We start from the raw sequence: 11,622 nt of genomic DNA, 5'->3' as shown, positions 1-11,622 counted from the left end.
CTTGTAAATGATCTTTATTGTTTGACTTCTGTATTTTTCGTTTGACCATAGTAAGCATTTGCTCCATGTTTTCGAAGATAATGCTTATCTAATAAGAATTGATCAATTGGATCAACCGCTGGATTTAACTGATATGTGTGTAGGGCCATTTTGGCTACCTCTTCTAAGACAACCGCATTATGAACTGCCTGCATCGCATCTTTTCCCCAGCAGAATGGAGCATGCCCTGAAACAAGGACACCAGGCATGGCAACCGGATCGAGTCCGCCTGTTTCAAATGTTTCAATGATCACATTTCCCGTTTCCAGTTCATAACCGCGTTTTATTTCACCCTCTGTTAAACTTCGTGTACATGGAATTTCTCCATAAAAATAATCTGCATGTGTTGTTCCTAGAGCTGGAATTGACCGGCCAGCCTGTGCCCAGCTTGTTGCCCATGGTGAATGCGTATGAACAACTCCACCTAGCTTAGGAAACGCTTTATAAAGAGCAATATGAGTAGCTGTGTCTGAAGAAGGTCGTAAATTTCCGTCTACTACTTCTCCGTCAAGATTTACGACAACTAAATCTTCAACCTTTAGCTCTTCATATGGCACACCGCTTGGCTTAATAACGACTAGACCTTGTTCACGATCGATGCCACTTACATTTCCCCATGTAAAAGTAACCATATTGTACTTAGGTAATAGTAAATTAGCTTCAAGAACTTGTTTTTTTAATGCTCCTAGCATAAGTTCCTACATCTCCCTTCTTGGGCTTATATTGTAGATTTGAATAGATTGCTATTTACTGAGTAACCTTTGCTTTTGTGGTACTAGCGTGTTTGATTTTCTTTAAGTTCTTCATCACATTGTTTTCTCCACGACCAAAATAGTCATATAAACGGGAGTATTCAGCAAATAATTGATCATATACAGCAGAATTTTCTTTAATAGGTTGATAGATATGATCTTTTAATCTTGCCATTTCCTTGGCTGCTTCTTTAATATCATCATAACCTCCTCGCTCCTTACCAGCAGCAACTGCACCAAACATGGCCGATCCTAATGCAGGAGTTTGAGAGGACGCTGAAATACGAATATCCATATTTAAAACATCTGAGTAGATTTGCATCATTAATGCATTTTTCTCCGCAATTCCACCACATGCGTACACTTCATGAATTGGTACTCCACTATTTCTAAAGGCTTCAACAATTGTTCTTGTTCCATAAGCCGTTGCTTCGATTAGCGCACGGTAAATTTCCTCAGGTTTTGTTAAAAGTGTTGTCCCTAATAAGACACCTGTAAGGTCCGCATCTACCAGTGTTGAACGATTTCCGTTCCACCAATCCAACGCAATTAAACCGCTTTCACCAACTTCAAGTCGTGCTGCCTTTTCTGTTAAAAGTTGATGGATGTTTACACCTTTTGTTTCTGCTTCTTCATAATAGCTGGCAGGAACACAGTTTTCCGTAAACCATTCAAAATGATCGCCAACACAGGATTGTCCTGCTTCATATCCCATTAATCCAGGAATCACTCCATCTTCAACAACACCACACATTCCCGGTACAACTTTCTCTTCATCACCAAGTAAGATGTGACAAGTGGATGTCCCCATAATCATTAATAGCTTTCCTGGTTCTGTGATCCCGACTGCTGGTACTGCTACGTGAGCATCTACATTTGCAATTGCAATAGCTGTGCCTGGATGTAATCCGATTTGTTTGGCTGCTTGTTTAGTTAACTCACCTGCTTTTGAACCGATTGGATAGATCTTATTTGATAATTTTTCTTCTACAACGTTCTCTAATCTAGGATCTAAAGCTTTAAAAAATTCTTTAGATGGATAACCTTCTTGTTTATGCCAAATTGCTTTGTAACCAGCCGTACAGCTATTGCGCTTTAAATCCCCTGTTAGCTGATAGATTACCCAATCTGTTGCTTCAACAAATTGATCTGTCGCCGCATAAATTTCCGGTGCTTCGTTTAAAATTTGCCATAATTTGGGAACAAGCCATTCAGAAGAGATTTTTCCGCCATATCGTTTAAGAAACTCTTCACCTCTAGATTCTGCGATTTCGTTTAATCGATTGGCTTCATCCTGTGCTGCATGATGCTTCCAAAGCTTCACAAAGCTATGTGGATGCTGAGCAAATTCTTCTGTTAGACATAATGGTGTTCCATGATTGTTTATTGGTAGAACCGTACAAGCAGTAAAGTCAATTCCAAGTCCTATTACGTCCTCTGGTGAAACATTTGCTTGCTTAAGAACATCTGGAATCGTTGTTTCTAGTACTTCGATATAATCTGTCGGATGTTGTAATGCCCAATCATTTTCAAGTTTTGTTACTCCATCAGGTAAAAATTCATCCATTACACCATGAGTATATGGTTTCACAGATGTGGCGACCTCTTTACCAGTCCCTATCTCTACAAGCACAGCCCTTCCAGATTGTGTTCCATAATCAACACCAATTGAATATTTAGCCATTTGTATCACCTCTGTTACGATTCTTATTATTATCCGTACAAGTTGGAACTCTTTTATAAAATCACACTCTAGTTACCGCTTACATTATCTGTTTTTTTATTATTCTCGCAAACTCATACGTATAACTTATCTTTAGTTTAGCATCTACTACGTTTTTTTCAATACATTTTTTGAAAAAATTATGGGATTTAATCTTTTTCTCCACAACTTATGCAGACAAGTAGAGAGAAAAACATTAGAAAAAAGTGATATCTTTCTTGATAATATAAAAAACCAGACTCCATTAGTTGGAATCTGGTTTTCTTTCGTTATGTTAGCTGTAAAAATTCTTCTATATTCGTAACGATTTCATTCGGAAGATGGTGTGTTTGTGGTTCTCTTCTTCGATGATTAAACCAAATACATTTCCAGCCTGTTTCAATTGGTGGTACAATATCATTTTCCCATGTATCGCCAATATATAAGCACTTAGTTGGATCAAGATTTAATCGGAGATGAACATATTCAAACACTCGTTTGTCTGGTTTGGCAATACCTATACCATCAGAAATAAATATACGTTCGTTTGGTATAAGTTGATCAATTCCTAAGGATTTTAGCTTATTCATTTGATGAGCAACAGGTCCATTGGTAATTACACCAACTAACTTTCCCTTTTCTTGGAGTGACTTTAGCAAAGATAAAATTTCCGGGAAAGGCTCAATCACACCTTGCTCATATTCGTAGCGAGCCTGTATAGCCTTTGCTTGTTCTGTTGAAATGGTAATACCAAAGTCATGAAACGCAGCTGTTAGTCTCTTAACACGAAGCTGCTCTAAATTAAGTGATCCTTTAACATGTATCTTCCAAAGAACATCACTATAGTATCGAACTCGTTTGTAAAACGATTCAAATTGTGAATCTGCTAAATCAACCTGTTGATGCTTTAATGCTTTTTGAAAAGGTAATAGCTGATCATATAACGTATCATCTAAATCAAAAAAGACCGCATCAGCCTCTACGAAACTATGCATACTGGTGCACTCCAATATGCTCATTCCAAAATTTTAACATCGTGTAGCGACTTCTTAAATGATGAGCTTTCTGCAGGCTTTCCTGTACAAGGTCAACATCAATTCCTAAATCAATTGGTTTTACTGCTCCCTCGAGTCTTGCTAGTTGTTCAGCAATATAGGAAGGCTCGGGCAATGACTCTAATACAGTTAAAATCTCATCTTGATTTTTAATCACGCTCTTTATCTTGTCCTTTTGATCAATAGGAAGCGCTTCTAGCTGTTGCTTATTAGCAATAAGCTCTTTGAAACTCTTTTTATATAACTCTAAGATAACTTGTGAAGATATGCCTACCTTTGCACCGTGGAGAACCTGCGGCTTTTGCTGTTGTAAAAAATTCATTTCCCAAAAATGGGACAAATGGTGCTCCCCACCCGATGCAGGGGATGAATGCCCAACAATTAACATTGCAAATCCTGATTGAATCAGGGCTTCAATGAGAATTTGAATTCCCTTACTGTCACCTTTAGCAATTTCATTAGCATGATTCTCACATTCTAGTAATGCCTCTTTCGTTAGCCTTGCAGAAAGTGGACAATATGGTTCATCATTTATTAAATGAGAAAAAGTCCAATCAGCTAATGATGTATGTTTGCCAATCATATCACCAAAGCCTGCTGCAATCATTTCCTTCGGAGCACCTTGTAAAATTGAAATATCTGCAAATAATGCAATTGGTGTTTGCATCTGATACGTTGTTTTCATTCCTTTAATGACAACAGGTGCTCCCATTGAATTAAAGCCGTCAACAGATGGTGCAGTTGGAACAGAAATAAATGGTTTCCCCATTTTAAAGCTAGCAAATCTTGTAATGTCATGAATCGTTCCGGCTCCAACAGCAATAACAACTTCTGTTTCCTGAGGGATTCCAAGCATCGCCTCAATCAACGTGACTTCATCAGCAACTACATCACCAAGCACATTTGGCTGAATCACCACAACTTCATGGGTAATAGCAGATTCTTTTAGTAGTGATGTAAGCCTTTCACCTGCTACTTGATATGTGGTTGAATCTGCAACAATTGCTACGTGTTGAAAGTTTTTTTCTGTCAAATAAGTCACTGCTTCTATTAGGGCATTATGGCTAATCACTACCTTTTCCATTACCACATCAAAATGCTGGTTCCCACATGTACATGCGTTCGATAGTTCCTTTAATTCGTTTAATGAAATCACAAATACTCCCCCTAAATTTGGATTGTAAGTTTTTATTTCAATCAAATAAGATGAGTTGAGACAGATCTTGTGGAATTTCGAATGACTAACTCAGGCTCATACATCTTTTGATTTCTACCAACAACTTCACTTTCCCGATTTTCAACGGCTGCAACAATCCATTTTGCTGCCTCTATGCCCATTTCTGTTTTTGGATGTGTAACAGATGTGATTTTCGTCTCAGATGCTTCTGCTAAATATGAATCATCATAACCTACAATTGAGATGTCCTCCGGGACCTTTATTTCAAGATCTCGCAATAAATTCAAAACACTAATCGCAATTTCATCATTGTAACAAACGATTCCTGTTGGTCTTGTTTCTTGTGAAATGAGGACTTCCTTTAAATTTTTTAATAAAATCGTATCTTTATCCTCTGTTGTATATGTAATAATCATCTCAGGGAAAAAGGATATTCCGTTTTCACGAAATGCTCTGATAAACCCTTGCATCCGGTTTAGCCCTTGAATGTCATCACTTTTAAATAAACCAATAACCTTTTGATGTCCCAGCTTGATCAGATGCTCAGTTGCGATAAACCCTCCTTTTTCATCGTTAAGAATAAGGTGCGGTGGATTTAATTGTGGATAATATTGATTAATCATTAAATATGGAATTCCATTTTGCTCCATTTGTAAATAATAATGAAGGTTAGGGTTATAGCTGCTGCTCCTTGTTGGCTCAACGATTAAGCCATCAATATTTCGACTTAACATGGATTCAAGGCATTGCCTTTCTTTTTCCGGGTTATTGTCTGTACAAGCAAAGGTTAAGGAGTAGCCGTGATCTGATAAGTATGATTCAATTCCTTTAATGATTGAAGGAAAAATATAATCTGTAATATATGTTGTGATCACACCGATGTTTTTGCCTGTTGGGCTTGGAGCTTTTTTCTGACGTTGTGAGACAAACGTACCCGCACCCTGTTCACGATATAACCAGCCTTCATGAACGAGATCGCCAACTGCTTGTCTTACTGTATGTCGACTCACTTCAAACATTTTCACTAGTTCATTTTCCGAATAGATTTTTTCTCCTGGTGAAACCTTCCCTTCTGTGATCCAATGCTTAATCTTCTGTTTCACCATGCTGACTTTCGTTTGCTGCGCCATTCTGTCACCACTTTCAGCTTGTATGTTCCCGTACTAACTTATTCGTACAACTGGTTTCATTATATACTATGATGAGGACATTTTTAAATGCCTTGTTGAGAATTTTTGTTTAAAGTGGGTAGACAATACTTTTTTCATTGTTTCACATACCCTAATCCAGCAAGTTCAGACGACTTTTTTAAGAGATTATTAGGATTTCCAGTAAAACCTATTTGTTTTTGGCTTATATAATAGACTTTCTTGCAATCGGGTAACCTGGTGTCAAAATGAAAAAGGATTCGAACCTGCGTCCGAATCCCTTACTACTTATGAAGCTTTATTTTTATTATAAATATCAAATGCAACTGCTAATAGTAAAACCAATCCTTTAATACCTTGCTGCCAATCGATTCCAAGACCCAATAAGGACATCCCGTTATTCATAATCCCCATTACGAGACCGCCAATGATCGCACCTGGAACAGTTCCAATTCCACCATATGCAGATGCTCCACCAATAAAGCAGGCTGCGATCGCATCAAGTTCAAACAAGTTACCCGCTTTAGGGGTTGCCGCATTCAAACGAGCTGCAAATAAAAGACCTGAAAGTGCCGATAACACACCCATATTTACGAAAACCCAGAATGTCATGCGTTTTGTTTTTATACCTGATAATTGTGCAGCTTTCTCGTTTCCACCAATTGCATAAACATGACGACCAGATTTGGTTTTGTTTGTGACAAAAGTATATAAAATAATAAGAACACCTAGGATAATTAAAATATTTGGAATTCCCTCATACGTTGCTAATACATACGTAAAGATGTTTAAAATAGCGACAAGACCAATTAATTTAAGAACGAACAAACCTGTTGAGGAAATTTCAACATTATATTTCATTTCTGTTCGTCTATTTTTTATTTGGGTAAAGACATAAATGATAGACAATACAAAACCGATAATTAGTGTTAACACATGAATAGAGCCGCTTCCGATGTCAGGAATAAATCCAGAGCTAATTTTTTGGAAAGACTCAGGGAAAGGTGCAATTGATTTTCCTTCAAGGACGATCATCGTTGCGCCTCTAAACAATAACATCCCTGCTAATGTAACGATAAACGCTGGAATTTTTACATACGCAATCCAAAACCCTTGCCAAGCCCCAATAATTGCACCAACTAGTAAGGAAATGATCACCGCTAAAAAGGTTGGCATTTCATAGTTGACCATCAAAATAGCTGAAATCGCTCCAACAAAGGCTGCGACAGACCCAACAGATAAGTCAATATGGCCAGTAATAATAACCAATACCATTCCAATAGCTAGTACTAAAATATAACTATTTTGTAAGATTAGATTTGTAATATTTAATGGTTTTAGTAGTAAACCATCAGTTAAAATTTGAAACAAAATCATAATAAATACCAATGCGATGATCATGCTATATTGACGCATGTTCTTTTGAATGATTGATTTCCAAATGGAATCATTGTTTAATCCAGGTGTTTTTTGTAGTTGATTTTGTGGTTGCATCATAACTACCTCCTTACCTTACTTTTTGTCATATAAGTCATTAGCTTTTCTTGACTAGCTTCTTTTCTTGTTACTTCACCAGTGATGCTTCCCTCATTCATGACATAGATTCGGTCACACATTCCTAAGATTTCTGGAAGCTCTGACGAAATCATGAGAATTCCTTTTCCAGCCATCGCAAGGTCATTGATGATCGAGTAAATTTCATATTTTGCTCCTACATCGATTCCGCGAGTCGGCTCATCTAAGATTAAAATATCTGGCTCTGAGAAAATCCATTTACTTAAAACAATCTTTTGTTGATTTCCTCCACTTAGATTTCCCGCCTTTTGATAGATGCTAGGTGTCTTAATTCGTAATTTCTTTTTGTATTCTTCAGCAACTATAATTTCTTTGTTTTTATCTAAGATCGATTGCTTTGAAATTTTATCTAAGCTAGCTAACGTAATATTTTGTCTAATATCATCCATTAGGATGAGACCATTTCCTTTCCGGTCCTCTGAAACATATGCCATTCCGTGATTGATGGCTGTTGTGACATCATTAAACTCAACCTCTGCCCCATCTTTGATTATCTGTCCGGTAATTTTTTTTCCATATGATTTACCAAAAATGCTCATGGCAAGTTCAGTACGACCTGCACCAATTAGCCCAGCAATCCCAACGATTTCTCCTTTTCGAATAGTGAGATTAACATCGTCAATTACCTTTCTGTCAGAATGTAAAGGATGATAAACATTCCAATTTTTCACTTCAAAAAAGGTTTCACCGATTTTAGGAGTGCGCTCAGGATAACGATTTGTTAAGTCTCTGCCTACCATTCCTTTAATAATTCGGTCTTCTGTTACATTGTCTTTTTTTACATTAAGTGTTTCAATTGTTTTGCCATCTCGAATAATCGTGATTGAATCTGCTACTCTTTCAATCTCGTTTAATTTATGAGAAATAATAATGGCTGACATCCCTTGTTTTTTAAACTCTAAAAGTAGGTTTAGTAGATTTTCACTATCATCTTCATTTAATGAGGCAGTTGGCTCATCAAGTATAAGCAGCTTCACCTCTTTTGATAACGCTTTCGCAATTTCGACTAATTGTTGCTTTCCAACTCCGATATCATCGACTTTTGTATTTGGTGATTCTGTTAATCCTACCTTTTGCAGTAATTCTCTTGTTTTCATTGTTGTGACGTTCCAATTGATGATTCCGTTAGAGGCAATCTCATTTCCTAAAAAGATATTTTCTGCAATGGACAGCTCTGGTATTAAGGCAAGCTCTTGATGGATAATCACAATTCCTAACTCTTCACTTTGTTTAATGTTCTTGAACTCACAAACAGAATCTTTAAACAGAATATCTCCTGTGTAAGAACCGTGAGGATATACACCGCTTAATACTTTCATTAAGGTAGATTTACCTGCCCCATTTTCACCACATAAAGCATGGATTTCTCCTTCTTTTACTTTTAAATTAACGTTTTCAAGTGCTTTCACACCAGGGAATTCCTTTGTAATATTCCGCATTTCTAGAATGATCTTTGACATTTTATACACCTACATTCAATGTTTTTCCTTCGAATGATTGATCATTGTCCAAGCTGCTCTTTTGTATAATATCCACTTTCAACTAATACAGAATCATAGTTTGTTATATCAACTGAGACGGGCTTTAAAAGGTAAGCTGGAACAATTTTTTCACCATTGTGATAGGTTTCTGTATCATTGACTTCTGCTTGTTCACCATTTAAAAGGGCACTGGCCATTTCAACTGCTTTTTTCGCTAATTCTCTCGTATCCTTAAAAACTGTTTGTGTTTGTCTTTCATTAATAATTGATTTAATTGATGCAAGCTCCGCGTCCTGACCTGTGATAACCGGCATTGGCTGGTCTTCACTTCCATATCCAACACCTCGCAAGGATGAAATAACCCCAATGCTAATACCGTCATATGGGGATAACACAGCATCCACTCGTTCTGATGAATAATAAGCACTTAATAAATTGTCCATTCTTGATTGAGCTAAAGCTCCATCCCATCTAAGCGTTGCACCCTGTTGAAACTTTGTTTGTCCACTTCGAACGACCAATTTCCCTGAATCGATATATGGTTGAAGAATTGACATTGCTCCATCAAAGAAGAAATAAGCATTATTGTCATCTGGAGAACCAGCGAAAATTTCAATATTGAATGGGCCTTCCTCTTCTTTTAAATTAAGTTTTTCTTCGATGTATGTTCCTTGTAGAACACCTACCTTAAAGTTATCAAAGGTAGCATAGTAATCTACATATTTACTGTGCTGAATTAGGCGATCGTAGGAGATCACTTTAATTCCTTGATTATGTGCTCTTTCTAGAACACTTGATAACCCTGATCGGTCATCAATTGGTGCAATAACTAAGATGTCAACACCTTTTGTGATCATGTTTTCGATTTGTGCGGTTTGGTTTTCAATGATATCCTCCGCATACTGTAAGTCTGTTTGATAGCCAAGCTCCTCAAACATTTGCTTCATGTTTTCGCCATCCTTCACCCATCTTTCAGACGATTTAGTTGGCATTGAAATTCCGATAAACCCCTTTGATTCACCTGTTGTTTTTTCGACTCCACATCCTGCTAGAGAAAAAATAATGACGATTAAAAGAATTATTGATAACGTTTTCTTTCTCATGTAGGTTTCCCCCCTTCTAATCGAAAAGTGCCAGCTCCATGTGGAGCAGTTACACTTACTTTGAATTCATTTGTTTATGAATTACTAAAAATATACCACCACGAATTTTTTTGGTCTTTTAAATAAATTAACTATTTTTATAATTATTTAACTTAATTTGAAACGCTTTCATTTTCAGATTGTCATTCTTTGATGGTGTGAAGAACTATTGCGGAGAAAAATTACTTGGATTTGTCCTTCATTCACCCTATGAAGACCTTTTGCGAAGAATCTCCGACTTCTTTTTGTTCTTCATTCGCTTTACAGGTTATTTAAGTAGAAGTCACTAAATAATTTGCAAAATAAAAAGCAGGTAATTTGCTACCTGCTCTTACATGCCTTCGATTCCGAGTTGTTTACGATATTTATTTGGAGACACACCCATTACTTTTTTAAATGCTGTGCTGAAATAATGCTGTGTATCATATCCAACCTCTTCAGCAATCTCAACAATTGGGAGATTCGTAGTGTTTAATAGATGGATTGCTTTTTTTATCCTCATATTTGTTACTAAGCTGACAAAGGAAATGCCTAGCTCTTGTTTAATTGTTCTGCTTAAATAAACAGATGAAACTTGTAAGGTGTTTGCGACAATATCTAAAGTAATTGTACGTTCTGTAAAGTGCTCTTCAATATAGTCTCTTGCCCTGCGTACGATTGGCGAAATAGTTGATTCACTTTCAAGTGAAGTCATGCATCTCTTATAAGCTTCAATTAAGGATAATTGTTCTGAGCCTACTTCTTCAACTGAAAAATGAACGGTCGTTTGCAGCTTTTCTTTTAATAGATGTTCAGCAGCTCCAAATACTTCATTAAAATCTGCCTCCCAAATGAACAAAATAAATAGTCCCATCTCGTCTCGAAATAGTACAGACATAAGCGGTTCGACTATTTCAGCAACGATATCCTTAAGAGTTAGTTCAAATTTCTGTTTCTCCTTATCACTCATAAGCGGTTTGTTTGCAAGATACTCTGATGCCTGAATAACGGCTACGTATGTTGGAAGAGTAGGTGGTAACTGTAAAAAAGCTAGCTGTTTGTTTACTTCTTCATCTGTCATATTACCTTTTAGCCATTGCAGGCAAAATTGCTCTCGTAATAGTGTTCTATTTTTTTCAATTTGTTGATTTGCTATTTCGAGATATTGCTTTTGCTGCAAGGTCACTTCCAGTTCTTGTCTAACTCGCTCTAGCACATCTCTTAATTGAACCGGGTCAACCGGCTTTAGTATATAATCAACCACATTCAATCTCACTGCTTCTTGCGCATATGAAAATTCGTCATGTCCTGTAATAATGATGATTTTACAATGTGGCAGTTTTTCACGGATTTGCTTGATTAATGTGATACCATCCATGATAGGCATGTTTAAATCAGCTAGTATTATGTCGGCTGAATGTTCAATGGCTAATTCCAATGCTTCTTCCCCGTCCTCGGCCTCAAGCCTAGCCTCCATTTGGTGTGATGCCCAATTGACTGAGTCGCGAATTCCTTCTCGAATAATCGGCTCATCATCTGCAATCAATACTTTTAATAAATAATGATTCACTT

9 protein-coding genes are annotated in these 11,622 nt (G+C 36.9%); all 9 read right to left on the bottom strand.

Annotated elements, in window-relative coordinates:
• Positions 1 to 14: 14 nt before the first annotated feature.
• Positions 15 to 731 carry an L-ribulose-5-phosphate 4-epimerase gene (gene araD, locus AC4GZ8_RS11500; RefSeq protein WP_491081988.1) on the bottom strand — a complete coding sequence of 239 codons (717 nt, stop codon included), beginning with the start codon at positions 729 to 731 and terminating at the stop codon, positions 15 to 17.
• Between the two features lie 55 nt (positions 732 to 786).
• Positions 787 to 2,475, bottom strand: coding sequence for a ribulokinase (gene araB / locus AC4GZ8_RS11495; protein ID WP_491081987.1), 1,689 nt, complete (start codon positions 2,473 to 2,475; stop codon positions 787 to 789).
• 308 nt (positions 2,476 to 2,783) lie between these two features.
• On the bottom strand, positions 2,784 to 3,488 hold the full coding sequence (locus tag AC4GZ8_RS11490) for an HAD family hydrolase (protein ID WP_491081986.1): 705 nt from the start codon (positions 3,486 to 3,488) through the stop codon (positions 2,784 to 2,786).
• Positions 3,481 to 4,704 carry a sn-glycerol-1-phosphate dehydrogenase gene (locus AC4GZ8_RS11485; RefSeq protein WP_491081985.1) on the bottom strand — a complete coding sequence of 408 codons (1,224 nt, stop codon included), beginning with the start codon at positions 4,702 to 4,704 and terminating at the stop codon, positions 3,481 to 3,483. The genes AC4GZ8_RS11490 and AC4GZ8_RS11485 overlap by 8 nt, the downstream gene beginning before the upstream one ends.
• A 41-nt stretch (positions 4,705 to 4,745) precedes the next feature.
• The gene (locus AC4GZ8_RS11480; RefSeq protein WP_491081984.1) at positions 4,746 to 5,855 is read right to left on the bottom strand and encodes a GntR family transcriptional regulator; all 1,110 of its coding nucleotides are present in this window, start codon (positions 5,853 to 5,855) and stop codon (positions 4,746 to 4,748) included.
• Positions 5,856 to 6,161: 306 nt separating this feature from the next.
• Positions 6,162 to 7,289 carry a multiple monosaccharide ABC transporter permease gene (gene mmsB / locus AC4GZ8_RS11475; RefSeq protein ID WP_491082226.1) on the bottom strand — a complete coding sequence of 376 codons (1,128 nt, stop codon included), beginning with the start codon at positions 7,287 to 7,289 and terminating at the stop codon, positions 6,162 to 6,164.
• Between the two features lie 83 nt (positions 7,290 to 7,372).
• Positions 7,373 to 8,908, bottom strand: coding sequence for a multiple monosaccharide ABC transporter ATP-binding protein (gene mmsA / locus AC4GZ8_RS11470; protein WP_491081983.1), 1,536 nt, complete (start codon positions 8,906 to 8,908; stop codon positions 7,373 to 7,375).
• Between the two features lie 41 nt (positions 8,909 to 8,949).
• Positions 8,950 to 10,032 (bottom strand): multiple monosaccharide ABC transporter substrate-binding protein, encoded by a 1,083-nt coding sequence (gene chvE / locus AC4GZ8_RS11465; RefSeq protein WP_491081982.1) that lies wholly within the window; start codon positions 10,030 to 10,032, stop codon positions 8,950 to 8,952.
• Positions 10,033 to 10,402: 370 nt separating this feature from the next.
• Positions 10,403 to 11,620: a response regulator transcription factor gene (locus AC4GZ8_RS11460; protein ID WP_491081981.1), complete on the bottom strand. Its 1,218-nt coding sequence runs from the start codon at positions 11,618 to 11,620 to the stop codon at positions 10,403 to 10,405.
• Between the last annotated feature and the right edge of the window lie 2 nt (positions 11,621 to 11,622).

Source organism: Metabacillus sp. RB-C-LZQ-3-1 (assembly GCF_058315175.1).
Note: the sequence above shows the minus strand (reverse complement) of the source record. Positions and strands in the feature narration are given on the sequence as shown.

Excerpts from the sequence above, each read along its gene's own strand:
- araD (WP_491081988.1), bottom strand. The coding sequence starts at position 731 with ATGCTAGGAGCATTAAAAAAACAAGTTCTTGAAGCTAATTTACTATTA.
- araB (WP_491081987.1), bottom strand. The coding sequence starts at position 2,475 with ATGGCTAAATATTCAATTGGTGTTGATTATGGAACACAATCTGGAAGG.
- AC4GZ8_RS11490 (WP_491081986.1), bottom strand. The coding sequence starts at position 3,488 with ATGCATAGTTTCGTAGAGGCTGATGCGGTCTTTTTTGATTTAGATGAT.
- AC4GZ8_RS11480 (WP_491081984.1), bottom strand. The coding sequence starts at position 5,855 with ATGGCGCAGCAAACGAAAGTCAGCATGGTGAAACAGAAGATTAAGCAT.
- mmsB (WP_491082226.1), bottom strand. The coding sequence starts at position 7,289 with ATGCGTCAATATAGCATGATCATCGCATTGGTATTTATTATGATTTTG.
- mmsA (WP_491081983.1), bottom strand. The coding sequence starts at position 8,908 with ATGTCAAAGATCATTCTAGAAATGCGGAATATTACAAAGGAATTCCCT.
- chvE (WP_491081982.1), bottom strand. The coding sequence starts at position 10,032 with ATGAGAAAGAAAACGTTATCAATAATTCTTTTAATCGTCATTATTTTT.